This window comes from Neorhizobium puerariae, from assembly GCF_042429745.1.
Classification (GTDB): Bacteria; Pseudomonadota; Alphaproteobacteria; order Rhizobiales; family Rhizobiaceae; genus Neorhizobium; species Neorhizobium puerariae.
This window is the reverse complement of sequence record NZ_JBHMAA010000014.1, coordinates 28,644-55,130: the sequence shown is the minus strand read 5'-3', so window position 1 is coordinate 55,130 and position 26,487 is coordinate 28,644. Positions and strand designations below refer to the sequence as shown.

General features: G+C 63.4%; 25 protein-coding genes. 10 read left to right on the top strand and 15 right to left on the bottom strand.

The genetic code is table 11. The features are described from left to right. Positions 1–7: 7 nt before the first annotated feature. From ACFFP0_RS12185 to ACFFP0_RS12165, 5 genes are read right to left on the bottom strand one after another with little or no spacing between them, the layout of a single operon-like run. Entirely contained in the window at positions 8–769 is a 762-nt protein-coding gene (locus ACFFP0_RS12185) for an ABC transporter permease (RefSeq protein WP_377260840.1), read from the bottom strand. Next, positions 766–1,563, bottom strand: coding sequence for an ABC transporter permease (locus tag ACFFP0_RS12180; RefSeq protein ID WP_377260838.1), 798 nt, complete (start codon positions 1,561–1,563; stop codon positions 766–768). Before ACFFP0_RS12180 ends, ACFFP0_RS12185 begins: the two co-directional genes overlap by 4 nt. Next, a complete protein-coding gene (locus tag ACFFP0_RS12175) occupies positions 1,560–2,585 on the bottom strand; it encodes an ABC transporter substrate-binding protein (RefSeq protein WP_377260836.1) in 1,026 nt (341 codons plus the stop codon). The genes ACFFP0_RS12180 and ACFFP0_RS12175 overlap by 4 nt, the downstream gene beginning before the upstream one ends. Positions 2,586–2,633: 48 nt before the next feature. Beyond that, on the bottom strand, positions 2,634–3,404 hold the full coding sequence (locus ACFFP0_RS12170) for a class II aldolase/adducin family protein (protein ID WP_377260833.1): 771 nt from the start codon (positions 3,402–3,404) through the stop codon (positions 2,634–2,636). Between the two features lie 19 nt (positions 3,405–3,423). Further along, on the bottom strand, positions 3,424–4,158 hold the full coding sequence (locus ACFFP0_RS12165; RefSeq protein ID WP_446692710.1) for an ABC transporter ATP-binding protein: 735 nt from the start codon (positions 4,156–4,158) through the stop codon (positions 3,424–3,426). Positions 4,159–4,742: 584 nt separating this feature from the next. On the opposite strand from ACFFP0_RS12165, the gene ACFFP0_RS12160 reads away from it, so the two are divergent. Together ACFFP0_RS12160 and ACFFP0_RS12155 are read left to right on the top strand one after the other, a co-directional pair. Then, positions 4,743–5,318 carry a hypothetical protein gene (locus ACFFP0_RS12160; RefSeq protein WP_377260827.1) on the top strand — a complete coding sequence of 192 codons (576 nt, stop codon included), beginning with the start codon at positions 4,743–4,745 and terminating at the stop codon, positions 5,316–5,318. Continuing rightward, complete coding sequence (locus tag ACFFP0_RS12155) at positions 5,315–5,740, top strand: hypothetical protein (protein ID WP_377260824.1); 426 nt, start codon at positions 5,315–5,317, stop codon at positions 5,738–5,740. The genes ACFFP0_RS12160 and ACFFP0_RS12155 overlap by 4 nt, the downstream gene beginning before the upstream one ends. A 48-nt stretch (positions 5,741–5,788) precedes the next feature. Here the strand turns inward: ACFFP0_RS12155 and ACFFP0_RS12150 are convergent, their stop codons facing one another. Genes ACFFP0_RS12150 through ACFFP0_RS12125 form a run of 6 tightly spaced genes read right to left on the bottom strand, consistent with a single transcriptional unit; the run spans position 5,789 to position 11,768 of the window. Continuing rightward, positions 5,789–6,739, bottom strand: a complete 951-nt coding sequence (locus ACFFP0_RS12150; protein WP_377260822.1) for a nucleoside hydrolase — start codon at positions 6,737–6,739, stop codon at positions 5,789–5,791. 1 nt (position 6,740) lies between these two features. Next, a complete protein-coding gene (locus tag ACFFP0_RS12145; protein WP_377260820.1) occupies positions 6,741–7,670 on the bottom strand; it encodes a cupin domain-containing protein in 930 nt (309 codons plus the stop codon). Beyond that, positions 7,670–8,926, bottom strand: coding sequence for a Zn-dependent hydrolase (locus ACFFP0_RS12140; RefSeq protein WP_377260818.1), 1,257 nt, complete (start codon positions 8,924–8,926; stop codon positions 7,670–7,672). The genes ACFFP0_RS12145 and ACFFP0_RS12140 overlap by 1 nt, the downstream gene beginning before the upstream one ends. Positions 8,927–8,930: 4 nt before the next feature. Then, positions 8,931–9,809 carry an alpha/beta fold hydrolase gene (locus ACFFP0_RS12135; protein WP_377260816.1) on the bottom strand — a complete coding sequence of 293 codons (879 nt, stop codon included), beginning with the start codon at positions 9,807–9,809 and terminating at the stop codon, positions 8,931–8,933. Positions 9,810–9,855: 46 nt separating this feature from the next. After that, on the bottom strand, positions 9,856–10,986 hold the full coding sequence (locus ACFFP0_RS12130; RefSeq protein ID WP_377260814.1) for a pyridoxal phosphate-dependent aminotransferase: 1,131 nt from the start codon (positions 10,984–10,986) through the stop codon (positions 9,856–9,858). A gap of 5 nt (positions 10,987–10,991) precedes the next feature. Continuing rightward, positions 10,992–11,768, bottom strand: a complete 777-nt coding sequence (locus tag ACFFP0_RS12125) for an SDR family oxidoreductase (RefSeq protein WP_377260812.1) — start codon at positions 11,766–11,768, stop codon at positions 10,992–10,994. A 321-nt stretch (positions 11,769–12,089) separates the two neighbouring features. Here ACFFP0_RS12125 and ACFFP0_RS12120 point away from each other — a divergent pair, with 321 nt between their 5' ends. The 7 genes from ACFFP0_RS12120 (at position 12,090) to ACFFP0_RS12090 (ending at position 18,638) form a co-directional block, all read left to right on the top strand. Next, positions 12,090–13,175, top strand: a complete 1,086-nt coding sequence (locus tag ACFFP0_RS12120; RefSeq protein WP_377260810.1) for an ABC transporter ATP-binding protein — start codon at positions 12,090–12,092, stop codon at positions 13,173–13,175. A 39-nt stretch (positions 13,176–13,214) separates the two neighbouring features. After that, positions 13,215–14,519, top strand: coding sequence for an extracellular solute-binding protein (locus tag ACFFP0_RS12115; RefSeq protein ID WP_377260808.1), 1,305 nt, complete (start codon positions 13,215–13,217; stop codon positions 14,517–14,519). A 17-nt stretch (positions 14,520–14,536) separates the two neighbouring features. Next, positions 14,537–15,481 carry a carbohydrate ABC transporter permease gene (locus ACFFP0_RS12110; RefSeq protein ID WP_377260806.1) on the top strand — a complete coding sequence of 315 codons (945 nt, stop codon included), beginning with the start codon at positions 14,537–14,539 and terminating at the stop codon, positions 15,479–15,481. 1 nt (position 15,482) lies between these two features. Further along, positions 15,483–16,328 carry a carbohydrate ABC transporter permease gene (locus ACFFP0_RS12105; RefSeq protein ID WP_377260804.1) on the top strand — a complete coding sequence of 282 codons (846 nt, stop codon included), beginning with the start codon at positions 15,483–15,485 and terminating at the stop codon, positions 16,326–16,328. 4 nt (positions 16,329–16,332) lie between these two features. Next, positions 16,333–17,130: an alpha/beta fold hydrolase gene (locus ACFFP0_RS12100; RefSeq protein ID WP_377260801.1), complete on the top strand. Its 798-nt coding sequence runs from the start codon at positions 16,333–16,335 to the stop codon at positions 17,128–17,130. A 94-nt stretch (positions 17,131–17,224) separates the two neighbouring features. Further along, a complete protein-coding gene (locus tag ACFFP0_RS12095) occupies positions 17,225–17,932 on the top strand; it encodes a GntR family transcriptional regulator (protein ID WP_377260798.1) in 708 nt (235 codons plus the stop codon). 199 nt (positions 17,933–18,131) lie between these two features. Beyond that, positions 18,132–18,638, top strand: coding sequence for a cupin domain-containing protein (locus ACFFP0_RS12090; RefSeq protein WP_377260796.1), 507 nt, complete (start codon positions 18,132–18,134; stop codon positions 18,636–18,638). 95 nt (positions 18,639–18,733) lie between these two features. On the opposite strand, the gene ACFFP0_RS12085 is transcribed toward ACFFP0_RS12090, so the two are convergent. Then, positions 18,734–20,512, bottom strand: coding sequence for an alpha/beta fold hydrolase (locus tag ACFFP0_RS12085; protein WP_377260794.1), 1,779 nt, complete (start codon positions 20,510–20,512; stop codon positions 18,734–18,736). Positions 20,513–20,640: 128 nt separating this feature from the next. Continuing rightward, positions 20,641–22,554 (bottom strand): heparinase II/III family protein, encoded by a 1,914-nt coding sequence (locus tag ACFFP0_RS12080; RefSeq protein WP_377260791.1) that lies wholly within the window; start codon positions 22,552–22,554, stop codon positions 20,641–20,643. A 116-nt stretch (positions 22,555–22,670) separates the two neighbouring features. Between ACFFP0_RS12080 and ACFFP0_RS12075 the strand changes: the two genes are divergently transcribed. Beyond that, on the top strand, positions 22,671–23,924 hold the full coding sequence (locus ACFFP0_RS12075; RefSeq protein WP_377260789.1) for a glycoside hydrolase family 5 protein: 1,254 nt from the start codon (positions 22,671–22,673) through the stop codon (positions 23,922–23,924). On the opposite strand, the gene ACFFP0_RS12070 is transcribed toward ACFFP0_RS12075, so the two are convergent. Both ACFFP0_RS12070 and ACFFP0_RS12065 read right to left on the bottom strand, forming a co-directional pair. After that, a complete protein-coding gene (locus tag ACFFP0_RS12070) occupies positions 23,918–25,336 on the bottom strand; it encodes a phenylacetate--CoA ligase family protein (RefSeq protein ID WP_377260786.1) in 1,419 nt (472 codons plus the stop codon). The genes ACFFP0_RS12075 and ACFFP0_RS12070 overlap by 7 nt on opposite strands. Continuing rightward, the gene (locus ACFFP0_RS12065; RefSeq protein WP_377260783.1) at positions 25,336–26,457 is read right to left on the bottom strand and encodes a glycosyltransferase family 4 protein; all 1,122 of its coding nucleotides are present in this window, start codon (positions 26,455–26,457) and stop codon (positions 25,336–25,338) included. The genes ACFFP0_RS12070 and ACFFP0_RS12065 overlap by 1 nt, the downstream gene beginning before the upstream one ends. Positions 26,458–26,487: the final 30 nt, after the last annotated feature.

Below are 26,487 nucleotides of genomic sequence, written 5' to 3'. Positions count from 1 at the left end.
CTGATGATCACCTCCAGAAGATATAGCGTCGTTCGATGAAGCTGATCACGCCGAAGAAGGACAGGCTGATCGCCGACGCGACGATGATGGCCGCCCAGACCTGGACGAAATCGATCTGCAGCACGGCCTGGTAGATGACCCAGCCGAGACCGCCATAGGCGCCCAGCATTTCCGTGACGATGGCGACGATGACACTGCGCACGGTGGAAACCCGCATGCCTGCGATGATCAGCGGCAGGGCTGTCGGAAGCCTGAGCCGCCACAGGACGGCCAGACGGCCCGCGCCGAAAGAGCGGATGAGGTCGACCGATTTCCGGTCGACGCGGTCGAGTCCCGCGATCGTGCTCAGAAATACCGTGAAGCTGACGGCGACGGCCACCATGACGATCTTGGACGCCATGCCGATGCCGAACCAGAGCAGGACGAGCGGCGAGTAGGCGACCACCGGCACGGAGTTGACGGCCGTCGCCACGGACAGGACAGCGCCGCGGCTGCGCGGCGCCATGCTGACCGTCACTGCCGCGGCAATGCCGACGGCACAGCCGAGCAGATAGCCGGCCAGGGCCTCCACGGCGGTGAAACGTGCCGCCTCCGCAAGCTTGCCCGCATCGGCGACCAGGCCCGAGAAAATGCTGCTCACGGACGGCAGCACATAGGCCGGCAGGTTGAACCCGCGCGCACAGAGTTCCCACAGCGCGGCGAGGAGAAAGGCGCCGGCGAAGCCCCGGCCGATACGCCGCGCGCTGCTGCTTTCGACGGTGCTGTTCATTGTTCCGCTCCCCAGAAGACGAGGCGTCGCTCGATCTCGGAAACGAGGGTGTAGAGCCCGATTCCCAGGCACGCGGACGCAACGATGGTGACCCAGATGCCGACCACGTTCTCGTTGTACATGGCCTGCAGCAACAGGACGCCGAGGCCGGTCGTATCGCCGAACCACTCGCCGACGATCGCACCGATCAGCGACAGCGAGGAGGCAAGTTTCAGGGCGACGAAGATCTGCGGCAGGGCTGCGGGAAGATAAAGGCGTCTCAGGATCTGCCCCTCCTTCGCGCCGAAGCTGCGCATCAGCGCCACCTGGCGCGGATCGACGGTTGCAAAACCGAGAAGCGTGTTCACGGTGACAGGCAGGAAACTGATGTAGAAGGAGATGACCGCCTTCGCCAACAGCGTGTTACCGAACCAGAGGACGACGACGGCGCCGAACGCGATGACCGGAATGGTCTGCGATACCACGAAGAGGGGGAAGAAGAGCTCCTTCAATGCCGTCCAGCGATGGAAAAGCACACCCATTCCGATTCCGAAAAGGCTGCCCGCCGCAAAGCCGATGACCGTTTCCAGCAGCGTGCGCCACATGCCGAGAAAATAGGCTTGCGGCGTGGCCGCGAAGGCGGCGGCGATCGCGCTGGGCCGCGGCAGATAGTAGGGCCGGATGCCGAGCGCGAGGATGATCAGTTCCAGGGCCAGCAGGAACGCGATTATCCCGATCGAGGTCTTCAGGAGCGACGCAAACCTGCCCGCCTTTGCGGCGGACAGGAATGCACCGGCTGTGCCGGACATGCTCATAGGCGCTTTTCCGCCGGCGGGATTTTCGACAGGAAATCGTCGTTGAACGCGGCGTCGAGATCGACCGGCTTGGAGATGACCTTGTATTCGGCGAGCAGGCTGTTGGCGGAGCCCACGGCAGCCTTATCGATGGCGAAGAGGCCGTCGGCGCCCGCCTTGCCCGCGATCATCAGCTTCTTGATCTCGGAAAGCATGACTTCCTGCTGCTGGCGGTTGAGGGTCGGCGCCACCTTCATGACGATGTCGATCGCCTCCTTTTCGTTCGTCAGGGCGTCCTTCCATCCCCTGATGCTGGCGCGGAGGAATTTTTCGACGAGTTCCGGCTTCTCCCTGGCCGTCTGCTCCGACACGATCAGGGTATCCCGGGGAAAGGAAACGCCGCTATCCTCCGGAACGAAGATGCGAAGGTTCTCCATCCCGGCGCGCTGCGCGACGATCTGCAGTTCGTTGTAGCGCGTCGCGGTGGCCACATCGACCTGCTTGTCGATGAAAGGCGTCATCGAGACCTGCTGCGGCTGCAGGTCCATGTCGCTCGTCTTGACGCCCGCCTTGGCCAGCATGGCCGAGAGGACATGGTTGGCGCCGGTGAACCAGGCAGTGACCTTCTTGCCCTTGAAGTCCTGAAGCGTCTTGACCGGACCATCCTTGTACGTCACGAAAACAAAAGGAGTGACCTGATGCGCCACGCCGATGCAGACGATCGGCATTCCCTTGTCGCGCGCGGCAAACACGCTGTCCGTGCCGCCCGAAAGACCGAACGTGTCGGCGCCCGTAGCCACCAGGTTCTCGGTCAGAAGGTTCGGCCCGCCGGGATTGATCGTCAGGTTGATCCCCTCGTCCTTGTAATATCCCTTTTCAAGCGCGACGTAGAAACCCGCGAACTGCGCCTGCGTCAGCCATTTGAGGCGCAGGCTGGCATTCACCATGTCCTGGGCCGCAGCCGGCCTTGCGGCAAAGCCGAACCCCTGGACGCCGATGATCGTTGCGGCAAGCGCCGCCAGTAGCTGTCGTCGATTAAGCATGGTTCCCTCTGTTGGTTTATGGTTGGGTACGTCTTCCTCCTCCCGTCCCTATCGGCGGTAGTCCGATCCCTCCCGGTCAAGCTGGCGGAGGAAGGCCGGCCATTCCCGCTCCCCCGCGATCAGGATATCGCCCTTGTTCTCCCAGAATTGCCGTGCCGCCTTTTCGCAGACCTCATGGGGCGGGATCAGGAGATCGGCGCCGGAAGCCTGCAGGTCGAGCTGGATGCGGGCAGCCCGCTCGAAATAATAAAGCAGCATGAAAGCCTCGCCCGGCGTGCGGCCGAGCGTCATGATGCCGTGATTGCGCATCAGCATCACGCGGTTGTCGGCGAGATCGGCGATGATGCGGGCCTGCTCGTCCATGTCGATGGCGACGCCTTCGTAATCGTGGAAAGCCTGCCGCCGGTAGAAGCGCATGGCGAATTGCGTCAGCGGCAGAAGCCCGTCTTTCTGGCAGGAGATGGCGGTGCTGGCGTCCGAATGGGTATGCAGGACGCAGGACGCATCATGCACCGCCTTGTGGATGGCGCCATGGATGACGAAGGCGGCCTTGTTGACCGTATAGGGCGTGTCGTCGAGCTTGTTGCCTTCGATATCGATGCGAACGAGGCTCGACGCCGTGATCTCGCCGAACAGGAATCCGTATGGATTGAGCAGGAACTGATCTTCATGCCCCGGCACGCGCATGGAGATATGGTTGTAGATCAGATCGTCCAGGCCAAGTCTCGCAACCATGCGGTAGCAGGCGGCGAGATCGACGCGGGCCTTCCACTCGGCCGCGGGAATGTGGGCGGGGCGGTCTGCATATTCACTGGCCATGAGCATTTCCTCTTTTCTTTTAATGTCCTGAAGCCATGAACGACTTCATGCTCTCCTCCTCGATGGCGTCGAGGAGTGTCTTCTTCAGCCCGATGAATTCGGGGGACGTGACGATATCGGCCTTGCGGGGGCGTGGCAGCTCGATCTTCTGCTCCAGTTTCACCCGGCCGGGCCGGGCGGTCATGACGAGGACGCGATCGCCGAGGAAGATCGCCTCGTCGACGTCATGAGTGATGAACAGGACGGTTCGCCGGTGTTTCTGCCAGACATCGAGCAGCCAGCGCTGCATCATCGTCCGCGTCAGCGCGTCCAGCGCCCCGAACGGTTCGTCGAGCAGCATGAGATCGCGCTTGAAGAGGAAGGTGCGCATCAGCGCCACGCGCTGGCGCATGCCGCCTGAAAGCTGGCTGGGATATTGCGCTTCGAACCCGGCAAGCCCGAATTCCGGCAACATCTCCAATGCTTCGGCGCGTGCCTGCGCCCGCGGCACGCCTTCGATCTCCAGAGCAAGGATCGCATTGTCGATGACGTTCCGCCACGGCAGCAGCAGATCCCGCTGCGGCATGAAGGAAACCTGTCCCAGCAATTCGGAAGCAGAGGAGCTCCGGCCGCGGAAACGCAGGATATTGCCCGGATCGGGTTCGTCGAGACCAGCGAGGATGTTGAACAGGGTGCTCTTGCCGCATCCGGAAGGCCCGACCACGGTGACCAGTTCGCCGGGCCGGATTGCAACCTCCAGGTCCTGAAGCGCCATCACGGGACCGAAACTCTTGGAGATCTGCCGAAGCTCTATCAGCGGCCTGTCTTCCGATGGTATCCAGGCAGGCGAGGCGACTGCGACGCTTTCGGCCTTTGCCGGCCCCAGCAAGCCCGCCAGGCCGCGCGCCCCGGAATTCAACCCGCAGGCATATTCCTCGCTCCAGGCGATAGACATATCCGTCATCGAGACCGCATCTCCTTGCATGCAAATATTACCTTTAAGGATACAAGCAAGTGACGTGCCAAACTGGCCTCGCGGTTGATCGCCGGAAAGACGGTTTTCGGGCATGTGTTTCCGCAGAAATTTGCCTTTCACAATGATTGCGAGGGTATCATTCCCAGTATAAATATCCAATATTGAAAACTATGAATACGATATGCCCATTTTTCGGACACAGGTTTGATGCCTATTGCGGCAATCGGATGTGGATGCCTTCGACAAGGCATCCACATCCGGCGGCCGCGGTGACCGAAGGGTGATGGCATGGCGTTTGCTTCGAAACGAAGGAAGCGCCGCCGCGGCCGGCAATCGCGATGACTCGGTTGACCGCAGGCCCGAAACGCCAGGAGGTGAAAATCATGGAAGATGAACCGAGGCGCGTTGCCTATGTCGCCCACTGTCTCATGAACCAGAATGCGAAGGTCAGCGAGTTTGCCAAGTGCGCCGGGGTCTTTTCCCCGCTCGTCGAACGCCTGGTCAAGAACGGCTACGAACTGCAGCAACTGCCGTGCCCCGAGATGAGCCATATGGGCGCCGTGCGCTGGTGGGCGTCGCGCGAACAATACGACACTCCCGGTTACCGCCGCCACTGCCGCAACCTTGCCAGGGGCGTCGTGGACCTCGCGACCATGCATCAGGATGCCGGTTACGACGTCGTCATCGTCGGCCTCGACGGCAGCCCGTCGAGCGGGGTTCGCCTGACCAGCACCAAGGCGTCCTGGGGCGGGCGTCCCGAAGGCGCTGTCCACGGCGGCAGCGACCGGCGGCCGGGCATGGGCGTCTGGATGGAGGAGCTGAAGTTCGAGTTCGAGGAACGGGGCCTTGAATTCCCGCGCGCAACCGGCGTGGCAATGGACGCGCAGGATTTCGACCTGCAGAAAGCCATGGTCGAGCTTGACGAGTTCCTGACCGAAGACAAGGAGAATGCCGCGTGATCCGGGAAGACCTGAGAAGCCGCCGGATTGCGGTCGTCGCCGATTTCGTCGTCAATCCGGGCTCCGCGCTCTACGGCAGGCGGCAGGCGCCGCCGACGGATTTCGTCGACGCGCTGATCACGCGCGGCTGGGGCATCATGAAGATGCCGCCGCATGTCGCGAAATTCGAGAGCTGCGAACGGCTGATCGAGGTTTCGGTGGGCGACCTCATCGACTATCGGAAGAACGGCTACGATGTCGTGATCGCAGCCGTCGAGGACCTGCCGCAGCAAGGCGTCTGGCTGGACGCGATGACGGCCTGTTTCAGGAAACTCGGCAAGGATCTGCCACCTGTCGTCACCATCCGGCCGGATGCCGCGGCCACCGATGCGGATCTGCTTGAGACCGCGCTCGCGCCCGCAACCTGCCCGCAACCTGAATGACGGCATCCGACGGAATGCCGGATTTCTCCGGCATTCGATCCCGCCACATCACGGCTGGTCTTCGGCGAAAGCCTGTTTCATCATCCGCAAGAAGCCATCGTTCGAGGCTTTTTCGATAACGCGGGCATTGACCTTGTATTCCGGCCAGCGATTGCCGAGCTTCGGCGGATGGATGGCTGAAAAGCCGCGGGTGATCTCACCCATCGTTTCGATACGGACCACGGCCTCGCGCGAGGACTCGATCAGTTCCGGATTGAGCGCGCAGGCGCAGGTGAGTGAATCGGGATGGGTGCTCACCGGGCGACCATAACGGGCTTGCGCCGTCTCGCGCGGCACGCGCGAGACCTTCCGGTAGAATTCCGAAAGCGGCGTGTTCATCGCGAAGATCTCATCGAGCTGATCGCCTTCGAACAGCCCGGAACGCATCGTCAGCGTCCAGGTCGACAGCGTGATATCGAAACCGGCCTCGAAGACGATGCGCGCCGCTTCCGGATCGATGAAGAAATTGTACTCGGCACAGGGCGTGATGTTGCCGACGGCATTGTCGGTGCCGCCCATGATCCACAGATGCCGCACCGCCTTGGCAATCCGCGGCTCCTTCATCACGGCGAGCGCGATGTTGGTGAGCGGCGCCTGGGCGAGGATGTCGATCTTGCCGGGCTCGGCCATCACCCGCTCGATGATGGCGTCGACCGCATGCTTGGTTTCGGGCCGCTGCCGGGCGATCGGCAGGTTCGCGCCGCTCATCCCATCGTTCCCGTGCATGGTCGACGGCTCCCACGGCTTGACCATGGGACGCCGCGCGCCGGGATAAACGGGCACCTTGCCGGAAAAGCCGGCCGCCTCGATGGTCGCCAGCGCGTTTTCCACCTGCTGGTCGAACGGCACGTTGCCGACGCAGATGGTCACCGCCTCTAGCGTCGAGCCGGGCGTGCGCATGGCAAGCAACAGCGAATAGGTGTCGTCGCCCGCCGTATCGGTATCGATGATCAGCCGCATCTCAGTAGAACTCGAAGCCCATGGTGCGCGCATGATAATAGAAGCCGCCATCCTGTACGATCAGGAATTCGGCGCGCGTATTGCCGTCGTTGTGGTGGCTGTGCCTGGCGGCCGGCGGCGTGACCAGCGTCGCCCAGGGCGACCAGTCGCATTTGGCGTCGGCCACCATCGAATACGCAGGATCGCCATTTAGAACCAGTGTGATGGCGGCCGAATTGTGCTTGTGCGGCGGCTGGGAGCTTTGCGGCTTCAGCGTGTTGAGCGACAGCGTCATGGTCGGCGTGATGTTGCGGCTCGGCTCGGTCTTCTCGGCCGAAAAGATCAGCGCATGGCCGGACGTGCTGGCATTGGCATTGGAAGCGTAGACCACATCGAGCTGATGGGCGATCTCGTCGGCCGGATAATGCACGAAGCTGACGGCCGCGCCTTCGCCGGTAAGCGGCGCCGAAGCGTCGAATTTCAGCTGCGGATCGTTGCCAACCAGCCAGAAGACGCTGTCTTCACCGGCGGTGATCTGCGACGGCACGCCGCCCGGCAGGAGGAAGACGTCACCCTTGCCGAGCACGGCCTTTTCCTCGCCGACGGCCAGATCGGCCTTGCCCTTGATCATGTACCAGATCGACGCCGTGTTGGTGAGCGTCGAATCCAGCGTCTCACCGGCCTTCACCGCCGCATAGCGGGCAAGCATCAGCGGCGTCGTCGCCGGGAAAGGGCATCTCATCTGGTCGGAAAGATCGCAGTTGACGAAACCGGTCCTGTCCAGCGCGAACGCCCTGGCCGGTTCTTCGGTGAAGATCTTGCCCGGAACGGGAGGAAGCTTGATGTTGAAGGCGTTGCCGGAATTGAAATAGCGGCTGCGGGCCTCTGCGGCGTTGGCGGGATCGCGCGGCAGCTGGACCGGCATCTCGGCCATATCGTTGACGGTGCTCATCATGCATCTCCTTGTTTCGGCGAAAGACCTGCCTGTTCCAGAAGCAGGTCGAGAAGAACGGTCGCACCGGCCGCGACATGCGCCGGCTCGGCCCACTCGTCGGGATGGTGGCTGATGCCGCCACGGCACGGGATGAAGATCATCGCACTGGGCGCAAGCGGCGCCATCTGGCGGGCATCGTGCCCGGCGGCAGAGAGAAGGTCCAGCGTCTTGTAACCGTGCTCCGCCGCCGAGCTGCGAATGGCGGACTGCAGCCCTTCATCGAACCCGTTGGACGGCGCATCCACCAAACGCCGGACCTGAAAATCGCAGGGGCTCGCCTCCTCCGCCACGATCTGCTCGATCCGCAGGCCGAGCCGGTCGAGCATCCCGTTTTCCGGGTGCCTCAGGTCGATGCGGAAAACGACCCTGGCCGGAACGACCGAGGGAGCGTTCGGCTCCACCTCCAGCCGCCCGATCGTGAATTTCACCACATCGTCCACGGCCATGTCCTGCTGCATGTGCAGCGCCATGCGCGCGAAAGCCTGCAGCGCGTCCTGCCGGCGCTCCATGGGCTCGGTGCCGGCATGCGCTTCACGGCCCGTAATCGTTATCTCGTAGGTTTTCTTGCCCTGGATGCCCGAAACGACGCCGATCACCGCACCCGCGCGTTCGAGCACATCCGCCTGCTCGATATGCGGCTCGATATAGCCATGCACCGGAAAACCGAGCGGCCGGCGTTCGAGTTCGGGAAAAGCCTCGTGAACCGCCTTCAGCGCCTCGGCGACGGAGACGCCCGCGGCATCCCGAACGGCCATGACCTCCGCCATCGTCCGCTTTCCGGCGAAGAGCTCGGACCCCATCATCCCCGGCGCGAACCGGCTGCCTTCCTCGTTCATCCATGCGACGACCGTCACGGGCCGCTCCGGCGCCAAGCCTGCCTCGGCGATTGCCGTCACGGCTTCCAAGGCCGCCAGCGTGCCGAACGCCCCGTCAAAAAGACCGCCCGTCGGCTGGCTGTCGACATGACTGCCGGCGACGACGGGCGACAGGTGGGGAAACTTGCCGTCAAGCGTGAGAAAGAGATTGCCGGCGGCATCCGTCGCAGGCTTCAGACCGGCCTCACTCCCCCAGGCGATGATCCGGCGCCAGGCGAGGATGTCTTCTGCGGAGAGGGCCTGGCGATTGACGCCCTTTCCCGGCAGGGCGCCGTCCCTGCCGAGCTCCATCAGCCGCGACCAGAGACGCTCCGGGGATATCGAGGCCCTGCCCGCCATCGCCTTACTCCGTCCGCATGACCTGCCCCGGATCGGCGCGAGGGTCGCGCGCCGTCCAGGCACCGGCTTCGACCTGGGCGATGAAGTCCGAAACCAGCGCGTTGAACATGGCCGGTTCTTCCAGATTGAGCGTGTGTCCGGTCTTCGGCAGAATGGAAAGGCCGCTGGCGGGGATCGTCCTCTTGAGGAAGAGGCTCGGCTGCAGGCAATGGTCGTCCTCGTCGCCGGTCATGATGAGCGTCGGCACCATCATTGTCTTCAACTCGTCTTCCAGATCCCAGAAGGACGGCCGGCGGCATTGCACGCCCCGCATGGTATTGGCCGCGCCGACCGCGGAATGGCGCGACAGCCGCTCGGCAAACGCAGCCCAGCCGCGCGGGTCCTTGTTCTGGAATTGCACGCGGCTCGCGCCGAGCGAATAGATCTTCGAAAAGCCGACCGGGTCCTTTTCGAAATTGTCGGCCACCTTCAGCGACGTGTTGCGGAAATAATCCGCGGTTGCGCGCTCCGTGCCGTAACCGGCACCGGCGACCGTCAGCGACAGCGCCCGTTCGGGAAAACGCAGGCCGAAATGCAATGTCGCGAAGCCGCCCATCGACAGGCCGACGATATGCGCCTTTTCGATACCGAGACCATCGAGCACGGCCAGTGCATCCTCGGCCGCGAGCGCCTGGGAATATCGTTCGACATCCGCCGGAATATCCGAGGGCGCATAACCGCGCGCCGCATAGGCGATGCAACGGTGACGCCGCGGGAAGAAGTTCATCTGCGGTTCCCAGGCATCGTAATTGCCGCCGAACTCATGGACGAAAAGAATCGGCGTACCGGTTTCACCAGCCGTTTCGCAGTAGAGCTTAATGCCGTCCTTGGTGGTCACGAACATGAGGCCATCATTCCTTGCCTTGCAATGCTTGTCGGCGCTCCGGCCCTTAGAAAAGGGCCGGCACGTCATTCAGCGTCCGGGCCGTCGCGATATAGCCGGGAAGCCCCTCGCAGAAACGCTCCGCCCATGCAGTCGGCACCGACGTCGAGACCTTGATGAACCGGTCTCCGAACCGGGCCGTATGGTATCGGCCCTGCCGGATCATCACGCCTTCGCGCCGCGCCGCCTCGACGATCGCTTCCGGGGAGACGCCCGTCGCGACAGTTTCCAGCACGAGGAAATTGCCGTGCGACGGCTGGACCGGCACCGCAAGGCCGGCCGCTTCGGCCGCCGCCACGATCATCGCCTTGTTCGCCCGATCGATGGCGCGCACCTGCCTCATCCACTCGGCCTTGACCGAAAGACCCGCCATGGCCGCCCGCTGGGCGATGACGGACGCGCCGAGCACGGATGTCGACGCCGCGGAGAACTCGTCCACCAGCCTCGGCTCGGCGACAAGGGCGCCGATGCGCATACCGGCGAGCCCCAGCCACTTGGAGAAACTGAGCGAAACGACCGTGCCTTCCGGAGCGACCTGCAGGACCGGCGTATGGCCGTCCGCGAAATCCCGGTAGGTGCAGTCATGGATCATCAGCGCCCCGACGGAGCGGGCGATCTCGGCAAAAGCCTCGATTTCCCCGCGTTCGTAGCGGATGCCGAGCGGATTGTTCGGATCGACGATGTAGATCAGCGCGCAACGTTCGTCGACGGCGGCGCGAAGCGCATCCGGCGTCAGCTTGTAGTTCGTCGCCGGATCGTAGATCGGAATCTGGATGACCTCTGCTCCGGCCTGCTCGGCGAAGAGGCATGGCCATTTCCAGGTCGGATCGGTCGTCACCAGCGTCGTGCCGGGCCGGGCGCGCGCCTTGCAGATCATCGCAAGCGCGTTGACCCCGCCTTCGGTTACCAGGGCCTCGCCGGACGAAACGCCGAGATCGGCGACGATCGCGCTTCTCAGGGCCTCGAAGCCCATCGGAGGTGCATAGGCGTTGAATTCACCCGCCTCGACGGAGCGGATCATCGCCTCCCGCACCGCCGGATGCGACGGGACGTGATTGGTGTTCTGCCCCATCCAGGCCAGGTCGGGCGTGGAGAACAGATCGTCGAAATACCGGTTGCGAATGCGTGCGTCGCTCATGGCCGTCAGATGACCGAGCCGCGGGCGGCGATGCCGCCATCGATGGTCACGACCGTGCCGGTGATATAGCCGGCCTTGGGCGACGCGAGGAAGGCGCAGAGATCGGCGACTTCCTCGGCGGTTGCCGGACGCTTGCCCGGATATTTCGCATAGAGTTCCTGCCAGCGCGATTCGTCACCGAGCATGTCGATCGCCTTGCGCTTCATGATCTTCAGCATCCGGGCGGTATCGACCGGGCCGGGATTGACGCCGATAACGCGGATGCCGTGATCGAGGCTGCGGCCGCCGAGCGCCTTGGTGAAGCTCATGAGCGCGGCATTGCCGGTCGAACCGGCGAAATAGGCCGCATCCCAGTTCTCGCCGGAATTGCCGATGACGTTGATGATCACGCCGCCCTTGCCCTTGCGGCGCTTCCAGAACTCGCGGGAAAGCGTGATATAGCCGAACACCTTGAGATCGAAACCGCGGCGGATCGCTTCATCCGTCACGTCCTCGATCGTGCCGGCCGGGATATCGCCGGCATTGTTCATGAGAATGTCGTAGTCGCCGCACGCCCTGTCGAGGGCGACCATGGCTTCCGTCGTGCCGAGGTCGCCCTCGTGAACGGTGACGTCGACCGGATATTGCGCCAGCTCCTTCTTCAGGTCCTGCATGGCCGCGCCGTTCCGGGCCGCCAGGTGGAGATGACATCCTTCGGCAGCCAGTACCTTGGCGATCGCATAGCCGATGCCCTGGGATGCTCCGGTGATAAGGGCCGTTTTGCCGGCAAGATTGAGTTCCACCTGGGGGTCTCCTGCAATGAATACATTTTACGTATTTCTGCATACGTGATTTTCGAGACCTGTCCATAGCATTTTTTGGCCAGATATAAAAAATTTTCCCGGAACGACATGTATGAGATACGAAAACTATCAAAATGACGGTAAAATGGGCAATAAGATAACGTTTATTGTCGGTTATTTGTGCAATTATCGGATTTTGATAAAAATTTCCTCACAGTATACATTTATCTCTTGCAAGGATACGCATTCTCTCCTTAATCTTTGCACGGAGGAGCCGCCCGGCTCCGCACCGATCAACCGGGAAAGGGCTACAAGGCCGGCATGGCAGACGTTCAGCTCAAAAGGGTGGGAAAAACCTACGAGAGTGCTTCGGCAACCACGATCGATGGACTTGACCTGCATATCCGCAGCGGTGAATTCGTCGTGCTCGTCGGTCCTTCCGGCTGCGGCAAATCGACGACGCTCAGGATGATCGCCGGCCTGGAAGAGGTCAGCAGCGGCGAGATCTGGATAGCGGAGCGCCGCGTGGACGAACTTGATCCGCGGGAGCGCAATATCGCGATGGTCTTCCAGAACTACGCGCTCTACCCGCACATGACGGTCGCCCAGAACATGAGTTTCGGCCTGCGGCTTGCAAAGCTGGACAAGGCGGAAATCCGCCGCAGGGTGGAAGAGGCGGCCAGGGTGCTGGAGATTTCCAGTCTGCTCGACCGGCGGCCGAAGCAGCTTTCCGGCGGCCAGAGGCAGCGCGTCGCCATGGGGCGCGCCATGGTCCGCGATCCGGCAGTGTTTCTCTTCGACGAACCGCTTTCCAATCTGGACGCCAAGCTGCGCGGGCAGATGCGGACGGAAATCCGGCGGCTGCACAAGCGCCTCAAGGCCACGACCGTCTATGTCACGCACGACCAGGTCGAGGCGATGACGCTTGCCGATCGGGTGGTAGTGCTCAACAACGGCAAGATCGAGCAGGAAGGCACGCCGCAGGAACTCTACGAACGCCCGGCCACCCGTTTCGTGGCGGGTTTCATCGGCAGCCCTTCGATGAACTTCCTCCCCGCCGAGGTCGTCGTGGAGAACGGAGAACCCGCCCTGAAGCTCGACGATATCATCCTGCCGCTGTCGGTCGAGCGGGCAGGCGCGGTATCCGCCCATGTGGGCAGGAAGGTCGAGGTCGGGCTGAGGCCGGAACATTTCCTGGCCGGTGACGCGGAAACGGATTTTTCCGTTCCGGTCGACATGGCCGAACTGCTCGGCCCGACGACGCTGGTCCACTTCACTCTGGCCGGCGTGCCCTGTGCCGCCATGCTCGCGCCGCAGGATGCAAGGCCGGACGGCGGCCGGCAGCCGCTTCGCATAGCGCGTGATCGCATGTCGCTTTTCGATCCCGATACCGGCAGGGCCATCTGAAGCACTGTCGCAAAAAAAACACCAGAAGGAGAACGGCTGATGAAGGTCTATCATATTGTTTTTGCCGGCCTGCTCGGCGCGACAGCGCTGAGTGCGACGGCTGTTCGGGCGCAGGACAAACCGGCCTGTACCGGCGAGAGCGTGACCCTGCGCATCCTGCGCACGCCCGGAAACTACCCCTATCCGAAGCCAATGGAAGCCTGGCAGAAGGAAAATCCCTGCGTCCAGTTCGAAATAAACGAAGTGCCCTTCGCACAGCTCGCAGACACCATCTCCGTCCAGGCGGCAAGCTCCAATCCGCCAGACGTGATCGTCTACGACGGGCCGAACACGCAGTCCTATGCGGCCTCCGGCGTCCTCCTGCCGATCACCAAATATCTGCCGAAGGGCTGGGACGACGACATCCTGCCGGCGACCAAGGCCGAGCACAGCTACAATGGCGAGGTCTATTCGCCGGGCATCGAGCAGACGACCGTCGCCATGTACTACAACAAGAAGCTGGTCGAGGCCGCGGGCGTCAAGCCGCCGCAGGCGCTCGCCGAGGCCTGGACCTGGCCCCAGGCTCTCGAAGCCTTCAAGAAATGCCAGCAGGGTCCCGCAGGCGCGGCGACCGTCTGGGGCCTTGGACCGACGCGCTTCGGCAACGGCCAGCCGGGCCTCGTCTACCAGGATCTGATCTACCAGCGTTCCGCCGGCGACCCGAAGGCCGATCCGTCCAGCAGCGCCTACAAGACCTTCTGGGCCTTTGCTCCCGACGGCAAGACCGCGGAAGGTTACCTCAACACGCCGGAAGCGGTGGAAGCGCTGAAGTTCTACCAGTCGCTCTTCAATTCGGAAGGTGTAGCCCCGAAAGTCGGCATTCCGAATGCCTTCTTCGACGGCAAGGCATGTTTCTACATCGATACGCCGGCGGCCGGCAACGCGCTCACCAAGGACCCGAAGATCGAATGGGGCACCACGCCGATCCCGTATTTCAAGACGCCGGTCGTCCATACGGGTTCGACGACATTCGGTGCGACGGCCCGCTCCAGGCATCCGGAGATCGCCGCGAAATTCGTCGTCGACATGTCCTGGGGCGAATATGCCTACATGAATGTCAGCCAGCGCGGCAACCTCCCGACGCTGAAGAGCCTGTTCCCGCGCTTTGCGATCTACAACCAGTACCCTATGAAGGTATTCGTCGATCAGCTGCAGTCCTGGGGCCAGCCCCGTCCGCCAGGTCCGAAATTCGCGCAGTATGACAAGATCGTCAGCGAGGCGCTTCGCGGCGTCGCATTCGGCGGCGATCCGGCATCCCTGATGGCGGACGCCGAAAAGAAGGTCCAGCGCGTACTCGACCGCTGATGACAATGGACGCGAGAATGTCGACAGGCGAACAGACGCTTACCGCTTCGGCGGCCACCAAGACCCGGCCGCGCAAGGCCGCCACCCGGCGGCAGAGGCGGGAGCGTCTGGTCGCTGCCGGCTTTCTCGCGCCTTTCATGCTGCTGCTGCTGATCTTCCAGTACGTGCCCCTGCTGGTGATGGCCCGCAACAGCTTCTATGACTATTCCCTGCTCAATCCGGCTGCGGAAAAGTTCGTCGGCCTGCGCAACTTCGCAGACATGATCGAATACGAGGATGCCGCAACGAGTTTCGGGATCACCTTCCTGTTCGCCCTCGGCGTGGTGCTCTTCGTGATCCCGGTCGCCTTCGCGCTCGCCCTCTTCCTCAATTCGAAACTGCCGGCGCGCGGCCTCGTGCGCACGATGATCATGCTGCCGGTCGTCACGTCCTCGGTCGTGGTCGCCACGATGTGGTCCTTCCTCCTGGACCCCTCGAACGGGCTCATCAACGGCGCGCTGGACATCGTCGGGATCAGCCGGCAGCCCTTTCTCACCAGCACGGGCCAGGCCCTGCCCGCGCTGGTCGCCATGACGCTCTGGCAGCAGGTCGGGTTCGGCGCCATCCTCTTCCTGGCGGGGTTGCAGGGCGTGCCGGCGGAACTCAGCGAGGCCGCCCGCATAGACGGCGCGACACGCTGGCAGGTGCTCTGGAACATCACCGTGCCGCTGCTCTCGCGGACGACGTTGTTCATCGTGGTGATCATGACGGTGTTTTCGCTGCAGGCCTTTGCGCCGGCATTCCTCATGACCCAGGGCGGCCCGCAGGAAAGCACGAACCTGATCGTCTACCACATCTACAACACCGCCTTCATCATGCAGCAGGCCGGTTACGCATCGGCGCTTTCGGTCGTCCTGCTGCTCGTCGTCCTCGCCATCTCGATGATCCAGATGGCCCTCCTGCGGTCCCGGTGGAACTACTGACATGAAGACCAGACACATGCGGCGCACCGCCTTCACCGTGATCGTGATCCTGCTGATCGCCGCCTGTTTCCTGGCACCCTATGCCTGGGTGGTGTCGTCCTCGTTCAAGAACCAGTTCACCGTCTTCGGCGACGTGACACCTCTTTCCTGGCGGGCGTTCCTTCCGGTCGGCGCAACGGTTGAGAACTACGTGACGCTCTTCCAGCGCACGAACATACTGGGCGCACTCCTGAACACCGCGATCGTCGCCATATGCCAGGTGGCGCTGACGCTGCTGCTCTGTTCCATGGCCGCTTACGCACTGACCCGCATCAGGTTCCCCGGCGCGAGTATCGTCTTCGTGCTCATATTGCTGACCTTCCTGTTGCCCATCGAGGCGATGATGGTGCCTCTCTACCAGGTGGTCTCCGGGCTCGGTCTTTCCAATACGCTGCTCGGGATCATGATCCCCTGGATCGCCAGCCCCTTCGGCCTTTTCCTGCTCAAGCAGGCCTTCGAGGAACTGCCGGTCGAACTGGAGGACGCGGCCCGCATAGACGGCGCGGGGCATGTCCGCATCTTCTTCTCGATCGTCCTGCCGAACGTCAAGGTGCCCATGGTCACGCTGGGGCTCATCACCTTCCTGTTCTGCTGGAACAGCTTCCTCTGGCCGCTGGTCATCGTGCAGGACCCGGCCCGCCAGATCATCCAGGTGGCGATCGCCCAGCAGGGCTCCCCGACGCAACTGCCGAACTGGGGTGAGACGTTCGCCGGCGCCACGGTCGCCACCCTGCCGCTCATCCTGCTTTTCCTCGTCCTGCAGAAATACTTCACCCAGGGCATGGCCACGAGTGGCATCAAGGGGTAGCCGAATGGACGACCTCCTTCTGCTCGACGCCCCTTCCGGTGGCCAGATCGGCTGCCGCACATTTGGCGATACCGGCGATTGGCTCGTCCTGATCCATGGCTGGTGCGGCAGCGCCGGCCATTGGGACGTCATCGCTCCCCGGCTGGCGCGTGATTTCCGGGTGCTCGTCGTTTCCCATCCCGGTTTCGGCGGCATGTCGCCGCCACCCCGGAGCGGCCAGACCGTTTCGGCCATGGGCGGCGCGGTCGCCCATGTGCTCGACAGCCTCGATATCCCGGGCGCGATCCTCATCGGCCATTCCATGGGCGGGCCGATCGCCACCGAGACGGCGATTGCCGCACCCGGAAGGGTCGCCGCGGTTCTGGGACTCGATACGCTCTCCGACCGGGGTTATTACGGACCTGTGCCGGACGCGGAGATCCGGCGCCGGCGCGAGGATTTCCTCGTCGACTATCCGGTCCGCATGCGCGCCATGGTGGATATGATCGTCCATCCGACGACCGGAGAAGCCATGCGGGCGCATATCACGCAAGGCATGCTCGCCGCCGCACCGCCCGACTTCGCGCTGAACGTCAAGGACGATCTCTTCGCCTGGAACGCCGAGGACCGCTGGCCGCTCGTCACCTGTCCCAAGATGCTGCTGAACTCCCCGTACGTGGCGCGTCTGGCGCATCCCGACCCGATGCCATGTTTTGCCGAAACACCGGTCGACACCTACGATTCCGGCCATTTTCCGATGCCAGAGTCGCCGTCGATGATTGTGGACAAGATCAGAAGTTGCATCGCCAGCATGGTATACTGATTGTATGAACTTGAATGCAGCAGAGAAATAAACGTATATGCGCCCGACAAAAGCCCGCCTCATCATCAACAAGGCCGACAGAGGAGCATTCGAATTGAACCAAGATGCGGCCCGCGCATCCGGCGTCGCCCAGACGCGGCAGCCGACGCGGTCGGACGAGTTGCGCGATCATCTGGAAGAGATGATCCTGGACGGCCGTCTGGCGCCTGGCGAGCGGCTGGACGAGATGGAATTGTCCCGCCGCTTCGGTCTTTCGCGCACGCCGGTCCGTGAGGCCATCAAGTCGCTGCTCGCCATCGGCCTGATAGAGACGCGCGGGCGGCAGGGCACGCATGTCGCCCTCCTGTCGATCCCCGCGATCATCGAGATGTTCGATGTCATGGCCGCCCTTGAGGGGTTGTGCGCCAAGCTTGCGGCCCGCCGCGCGACGCCTGCCGAACGCGCCGCCATGCGCGAGGTTCACGCGGAACTCGTCAAGGCCTATGAAGGCGGCGACCCCGTGACCTTCTACAAGATCAACCAGAAATTCCACGACCTGCTCTATGCGGCCGCGCATACGCATTTCATCGCGGAACAGGCGATCCAGCTTCGGCGGCGGATCGGCGCCTACCGGATGCGGGCCACCTATCAGCCGGGCCGCATGCTGGGGACGCTGACCGAGCATGTGCGGATCATGGATGCGATCGACGCGGGCGATCCCGAGGCGGCGCAGAAGGCGGCAGGCGACCACGTCCAGCTTCTCGGCGATCAACTGACCGATTTCATCTCGTCACTGCCTCCTCATCTCAGCCTCGCTCAATAGGGTTGCGCAAAGCCCCCGGCGATATTCGGTTTGAGGCGGTCGCCCTGTTCACCGGCGCCGCCGAATTCCTCCGGATCGATGCATGTCGTTCGCCGGCCGGATGACGAAACGAGCTGATCGCTAAACTTTTAGATCTCCCCGTAACAGGCGACTTACGTCTGAACCATATGATGGCGGCAAGGAAGCTGAAGGGGGTCACATGAGTTGGCAGATCTTCGCCGCGACTGCGGCGACACTCGCCGTGCGGTACAAGTCTTATTTGCCTGAACGGCGCCAGCAGGAGCCCCTTGTGGCTTCCTGTCCGCACAGCCTGCCGATGGAGCCAAGGCCGATCGAGCCGAGCTGGGTGATCTCCGGCACCCCTGTCGCACGCGCGGCAAGCCATTCCCAGGCGGACGACAAGTGCGCCACTACGACCGTGTGGGATTGCACCGCCGGCCAGTTCCGATGGTTCTTCGGATGGGACGAAGTCGTGGTGATCCTCGAGGGCGAGGTCCATGTGACGGCGGAAGACGGCACCGTGCGCGTCCTTCGAAGCGGCGATCTGGCATATTTCAAGGCAGGCACCTGGGCCACCTGGCGCATCGACGACTACGTCAAGAAGATCGCGGTCGTACGCAAGCCGTTCCCTCTGGCCGTATCGCTGTATTACCGGATTCTCAACCGGCTGCTTGGCGCCAGGCGGCGCGTCGGCCTGGCGGCCTGATTTCTCCCCGAAGAGGCCGGGTCCTGGAAGAGATCACGATCTTTCTGGGCACCGGCTTTCCCATTCGACAACGGTCTCGGTCATCGTGGCGCCGATCATCGCTTCGCGGCCGATGAGACCACGGACCTCAGAGCGTTGAGATAAGCCGCACGGGCATGTCCCGGTGTGAAGTTGTGGTCGGAATCCTGCACCACCGAGAAGGTGACGTTCGGGAAACGCCGCATGCCCTTTGCATCCTGGCCGAAGAAATGCGCCAGTTCCTCCAGCCCTATGTCTCCGGCGCTATAGAGAAGCGAGACTGGCACGCCCCGGCCATGAAGTGCGCGAAACCCCGCGAGAACTGCGCGCTCCCGCGCTGACAGCCCCCCGACGGCCCTTGCCAGAGGCCGGACAGCACGCATCGCCAGACGCTCGAAGATTTCGGCCACCTTCTGCACGACATTGATTTCGCCCCGCAGGACACGCTTCAGCGTCCCGAATTCGAGGAGCCGCTTGCTATAATGCTCCAGGGTCTGCACCGGGTTTTCAAGCGCCTCGTCGACCGATCGTCCCTCCTCCCACTGGAAGACCACCGGATTGACACCGACCAGCCCGACGATCCGCGGATCGACAAGGGCGGACTGGAATCCGAGATAAGCGCCGCTGCAACGCCCCGCCGCCACCACCGGAGCCATGCCGCGGCTTTCCAGAAAATCGATCGCTTCCCGGACGTCGGCGACCTGGACATCGTCATAAAGAACCTGCCCCGTATGGCCATCCACCGGCGGGCTGTCGGCGACGTTGGCGCAGTCGAAGCGCAGCGAGCCTATGCCCTGTCCTGCGAGAGACCGCGCAAACTCGACTGTCGAGCGCCCCCATCCCGCAAGGCGGTCGTAGCCGGATGACATCAGCAGCACCGTCGGCTTCCCTTCCGCGGCCTGCGTCAAGGGCTTGCAGACGATACCGAAGAGCCTTCCGTCCCGGCCGAACCTGACCGCGGTCTCCACATAGTCCGCGCCCTGATGGCTCGATGCCTCCGCGGGAAGCGAAGGCCCTCGCTCGGCGCCCTCCCTCGGGGCCAGTTCCGCAACCCAGGACACCAGTCGCGAAACAACCGTTTCCGGCACGACGGCGACGGTCGGATTGGAGGTGAGCTTCTCGTAGCCTTCGAACGGCGCTTCGAGAACATTCCCGCCAAAGGTCCGCAGATGCGCGGCAAATGCGCTGTCCGCCGGGCGATCGCTTCTGCAAAAGACAATCGCATTCCCTGCAGGCGCCTTGTCCGTCTTCATGAGATCGATGTCCCTGAGGCCGCCCACGATCTGCGGCGGCATGGAAAGGCCGGCGATCTCGATTGCGGCTTCCGTCTCCTTTTTCAGGCCGAGCTTGTCGTTGATAAGCTGGGAAAAGGCCGAAAGCTCGCGAATGTGGAAACGGCCCGAGACGACCGGTGCAAGAAACGCAATGCCCTCCAGTCCAGACATCTGCTCCACCGCCCGGCCGGCCACCGCCGCTCCGACGCCCTGGGCAACGATCACCAGACGATCGCAACCCGACCGCTGCTGAAGGAGACGCGCGGCGGCGGCCAATGTCTCCGACCATGTCTCGACGCCGGGGCGAAAGGATATCCCGTCGAGAGCATCGCCCGTGCCGGGATAGTCGAAGCGCAGGCTGCCGATGCTCTCCTGAGCAAGCCGCTCGGCAAGGATGCGCCGGAACTTCCGGGTGCACATTTCCTCAAGCCCCCATGGGCTTGCGAACAGCACGGCGAGAGGCCGCGCCCGGCCTTCCGCCGGCGTGAACAGCCCTACCGTCCCGTCGAAGGTGATGGGCTCGGCGGCAGGTTGCGCCCCGGGCACGTCGCGTCGGCCCGGTCTGGCCTCGATATGGTGCATCGGATTTCCTGTAATTGTCTGGGACCAGGTTAGAGTGTCACGATTGCCATTCGCCTAAGCGTTTCGATCAGATTTTTCCGAAAAGGGCCAGACGCACCGAAATCGGACAGGGCGCTGCCAGCATGAGTTCATGGCCCCGCCGGAATGGCGCCCACGGGTTGGAGGACGGTTTCGACGCCTTCCTCGCCGACCTCGCCGCGCCATGCGATGCGCCGTGCGGGGACTTTCACGCCGAAGCGTGGCGCGACCCAGCCGCCCTCGCCCGGCGTTTCGCCCCCGCTTCGAACCGCGATCACGCCATGCGGGAAGCGGATCGCAAGCAGCGTCCGCCCATCTTCCATGATGTTTGCCACTGTTCCAGCAACCTCCACGGTCAGACCGGAAGCCACCTGGAAAACGATCTCGGCCTCGCGTACCTGCCCTATAAGGCGATCGGTCACGAGGATAGCCTCGCCCGCACGCCGGACGGTGCGACGGTGCATCACGCCAAAACGCCGCAGGTATCCGTCATGCTCGGCTGTCACCGACCAGTCCGGCTCCGGAACCACCTCGATCAATCCGGCCGTGGCCTTGTGGGACCAGTTGAAGGCGCCGGACATCGTGCTCTGGTCTTCGGAGGCGATGTTGAGCGTGTTGTGGGCCCGCGTCGAGCGGAACCAGTTCCGCCAGACGCCACCCGAACCGTAGAGCCATGTGCCGGGGTCCACGAGGACCGGCTTTCCATCGAGCCGGAGTGCCAGGGAAAGCGCGTCGGCATGCCCGTGGGCGGCGATGGAGAGATAACCGAGAGGCCCGTGGTCGAAGGTGAGCTCGGCGCATCGCCCCGCCAAATCCCCACGCCAGACGGAGATTCCGCCGTCCCTGAATGTGCGTAGCCCGTGATGGCCGCCTGCCTCGCCGGCCGGCCGGCCGAAGATGAGAGACCGGAAATCATGGCTCTCCGAAACCCGTCCCGGCTGGCCCGGAAAGCCCCGGATGGAGGAAGCGACGGAAGCGGCATAATCCGCCTCGTCGCCGAGCGTCATCACGCGCCCTTCGTCGTCGTCGCCGAAGCCCGCCCGTTCCGGCAGCCACTCGATGAATTCCGCAAAGGCGGAGAGCCTGTCCTCCGCGGCCTTGCCGAAGGATTGTCCGTGGCATCGCGCCGCCGCCATGCAGAGAAGGATGAATTCGGCGGTAAAGGCGGCATAGGTCGGGCTTTGCTCGGCGCCGCAGCCGTCCGGCAGGATCTGCTTGAGGGTCTCCGCCGCAAGCCGGTCTGCCGCATGCCTCGTCTCGCGCCCGAGCGCCAGACCCAGCAGATATTCGCCGGCAAGCTCCGCGACGAGGTGGTTGTTGGCGGACGAAAACCTTGAGGGAAAGCGAGGCAGCCAGTAGGCGCTCGCCGCAAGGATTTCGCCGATGCGGTTGCGGCACGCCACGCTCATCCGCTCGGAAACGAGATCATGCGTGACGATCAGGCTGATCGCTCTCAGCGCGACTTCGATGCCCGACGCCCATCCGACGCCGCGAAAGGGCGGATTGGCCCTGTGCCAGCTTTCGACGGCCGCCTCGATCGCACCGATCGGGCGGGGATCGTCGCCGAAAACGGCATGGGCCGCAAGGACCGGAAGCTGCTGGAGCCTGCCGATCTCCCAGACGTATTTGATATCCCCGCGCCCGCTGCGATGACGGTAGTCTATGTCGAAAGTGTACGTTTCCGGGCCGGGCCATGTGCCGCCGGTCACCGGATCGAAACGCCAGAGATCGTCCGGGTAGAGCGAGCGCGCATCCCGCCGGGGCCAAGTCACCCCAAGGGCGGCGAATTTGCCCGAGAGGGCATCTTCCGCAGCGTTTCCGATCGCCTGCCGTTGTTCCGGCGAAGCGTTTGCAAGCCGCTCCCCGAGGTCGGTGAACACCGGCAGGAGCTTGCGCGCCGGATGGTGCCGCCAGCCGTTTTTCCAGTGGCGCGACACGGTCTTGCGTCTCAGCTCGCCGACCCGGTGAAGGATTTCGGCAGGCTCCATGCTGCGCAACCGATTGATGTACCACCTGAGCTTCATGGGACCCCGCTGCAGCGGCCTTCGACATTTACCATCCCGTCAGGCTTTCGGGACGGGCGGTTCTCTTTTCCCATGCATGGGTTAACATCCCTTTCAAGCAAAGGGAGCCACGCCTGATGAGACTGATCGCTGCATTGCTTGGCATCATGATCGCGGCCTCGACCGCCCAGGCAGCGCCTCTCGAGCTTGACCGCGGCGTCGGGCTGCATGGCTGGTTGAACTGGTCGCCGGTCGAAAAGGACCGTTCCTACCGCTGGCCGCCGTACCGCACCGTCGAGCAATGGCTGTCATCCGGGCGGCCGATCGGGGACTGGCCGAAAGGCAACGAATTCGCCCGCATCCGGACGCTCGGCTTCGACTTCGTGCGCCTGACCGTCGATCCAGGCCCGCTCGCCGCCAGCGAAGGGACCCGCAGAAAGGAAGCGCTGGACGTGCTCTCGAAGGCCGTCCGGCGCCTGACCGCAGCCGGTCTCAAGGTCGTCTTCAACCTGCATGGCGTCAGTCAGGTGCCTGCCTACGGCATGGAGATGATCTATGGAGGCGCGGACAGCGACGGAGTTGCCCGCTACCGCGAGATGGTGAAATCGGTGGCGTCCATGCTGGTGGAAATCGGCACGGACAAGGTGGCTTTCGAACCCTATAACGAACCGGCCTACTATCCCTGCGACGCAAGCGGCACGGACGACTGGCAACGGATCATGACGGACACGGTCGCCGATATCCGCTCGGTCAGCACCGAACTGACGATCGTCGCGACCGGCGCCTGCGGCGGCAGCGTCACCGGGCTTGCCAATATCGATCCGACCTTCGATGACGAAAACATCTACTACAGTTTTCACATGTACGATCCGCACAGCTTCACCCACCAGCGCTCGGACAGGCCGGACGGTTTCGTCTCGGGCTTTCCCTGGCCGGCCAGGAGCGGCTCGCCGGAAAGCGTCATCCAGGGATTGAAGGCGCATATGCAGGCGGCGGGTCTCGGCCGGATCGAACAGGCCGCGAACCTCGCAAGGGTCGAAGGGCGCATCGCCGAATATTTTCAGGAAAACTGGGACGATGCGAAACTGAAGGCGCGTATCGGCGAGGCGGCGGACTGGGCGAAACGGCACGGCATTCCATCGGCGAGGCTGTTCATGGGCGAATTCGGGGTCATCCGGATATCCGCCGACGGCCGCTCGGGCGCCTATGACGCCGACAGGCTCCGCTATCTGCGAACGGCCCGCCAGACGGCGGAAGGCTATGGCATTCCGTGGTCCATCTGGGAATATTCCAACCCCTACGGCATGACGGTCATCGAGCCGCAGGGGCCTGCCGTGCCGGACACGGACCTGCTGCAGGCGATCGGGCTGCCGGGGCGGCCCGTTCAATAGCGCGTGACGTCGAGCCGCTGATCGATGAAGGCCCGCTTGCCACCCCGCCCGCTGGCGATCTGCGGAACACCCTCCACCGTAAAGGCGAGGCTTCCCCGGCTCTTCGCCGAGACATGGGAACGCAGCCTCTCGACATCCGCCGTGGAGCCCTCCCGGTCGAGGATGTAGCGGATCACCACCTCCCCCGGCTTGTCCTGGTAGAATTGATATTCGGCAATTCCGTTGAAAAGTTTCGGATCTTCCGGCGTGAGGTCGGTCGTCACGACCCGCTGCCCGTCGAAGGAAATCAGGAAGCCCGGCTTGCGGCGAGGCGCCAATGCCCGGATGCGAAGCCGCTGTCCATTTCCGGGCGTCGGCAGTTCAACGAGCCTGCCGAAATCACCCGTGTCGTAGCGGATGAAGGGCATGCCCGTCGAAAGGAAGCCGGTGCCGACGATACGCCCTTCCCGGCCCGGCTCGGTGACGGGATTATCGTTCTCGTCGACAAGTTCCGTAACGCCGTAGAGTGGATCGAATTCATAGAGCCCGTCTTCGCCCTGCACCTCGACCGCGAAGGCCACCTTCTCGCTCAGCCCGTAGAAGACGCCGAATTTCACATCGCCGAGCACGCTGCGGATCAGGGTGCGCTGATGATCGTAGAGCGGCTCCGAGATCGGCAATATTCCCTTTACGCCGGAACGCGGAATCCGCCCGAGCTGGCGCATGCGGCGGCATAGAAGCTCGATGGCGGACGGATAACCGTACAGGAACCGGATCTCCCGGCGGTCGATCTGGTCGAGGTAGACCGCCACGTCCTCGACGGTCATTGGAAAAACCGCAAGTTTCAGTTCGCGCAGCGCAGGGTCCCAGTCGTAAAGGCCGGGACCGCCATCCTTCAGGTGAAAGCCGCGCAGGCTGGCCCGAGCATCGCGCTCATTGAAGCCGATCCTCGACCAGGCATCGTAGACGAAGGCCATCTCCTTCGCGCTTCGATCCTTGTCGAGGAAAAAGCTGAAAGGAGGCTCCGCGTTGGACCCGCTGGTGTCGGTCCTGTCCAATTGCCAGCGCGGCACTGCCAGGGCGGCCTCGCCGGCCTCCCGCAACTGCGTTTTGCCCAGCACCGGCAGGCGGCGCAGATCCTCCGGCATGAAGACCGAAGCATCGAAGCCGGTGCCAAAGGCTTCATCGATGAGACCGCGGTAGAACGGGCTGCCCTGATGCGCCTTGGCGAGAAGCGCGCGAAGAGATGCCAGGTGCTGTTCATGCGCATGATGCGGATCGCTCCCGGCTCTGGCGATGCGGGCGCGCCAATCCGCATAGGTCTTGCCGAACTTCATGCCGGTCGGCACGAGGGAGATCAAAGGCCTGACCGCATCGCGCACGAAACGCGGGCTGCGGACATAGAAGCCGCGCATGATGTCCAAAGGTTTCATCAGCTTTCCACCCGGGTTTTGCCTGTTTCCGCCGTCGCCTTCCAGATATCGCACAGCCTGTCGGCATAAGGCGCCACGTCGAGCCGAAGTCGATGCGCGGCGCGGGCCGCATTGCCCAGGCGGTTGCGAAGGTCCGACTCCCTGACCAGCCGCTCCAGCGCATTTTGCAGCGAACCGGCATCGCCGGGCGGGACGAGAAGGCCTGTTTCCCCGTCGCTGACGATATCCTCGATCGCGCCGACCGGCGTCGCAACGACAGCAAGGCCGGCGGCCATTCCCTCGATGACCGAGATAGGCAGGTTTTCCGCATGGGATGGAAGGGTGAGGACATCCGCCTGCGAAAGCAGGCGGGCGACATCCTCCGGCCCCTGCCATCCGGGAACGCTGACCCGTCCGGAAAGACCGAGCTCTTCCAGGCAAAGGCGAAGTTTCTCCACCTCGCCGTCTCCCGCGATCGTCGCGCGCCATCCCGGCAGGTCGACCATCGCGGCAAGCGCCTCGCAAAGCTCGGGAACTCCTTTTCTCGGCTCGATCCTTCCCAGGAAAAGGATATGGACGGCGCCGCCGCCGCCTCTGTGGGGCAGGGAAGGAACTTCCGTCGCGTTCGGCACGATGGCCAGCCGTTTCTCCGCTTCCGGCACCTTCCGGAGAAGGAAATCCCGCCAGACCGTGCCGAGAACGACGATTCCGCTGGCCTGCGCGAACATGGATCGAATTCTCCGGTTGAGGAACGTGTCCTCGTCCGACCAGAACGTCATGTATTCGGCGCCATGGAGATGAAGAATATAGGGAATGCCTAGCATTCGCGCGCATATGGCAATAACAAGCTTGCGATAGGTGCTGCCGTAACTGGCAAGATTGACATGAACCACATCCACCTCTTTTCGCATGCGGGCGATGAACATGCTGAAGCAGAAGCCGGACAAGTATAGGATGGAATGGGCAAGATGCCCGTTTCCCCGGGTCGCCAGGAAGCGGGCGTTGATGTCGCGGCGCGCCTGTCGCTCAAGCTCGCGCTTCAGCGAGGCCATGATCCTGTCGATGCCACCCTGCCCCGTCCCGCCGGCCGGCGTGGCCACCATGACGTTGACGATACGGCCGGCATAGGTGCGCTGCAGCATGTCTTCCTCGCTTAACATTGGCCTGAGACC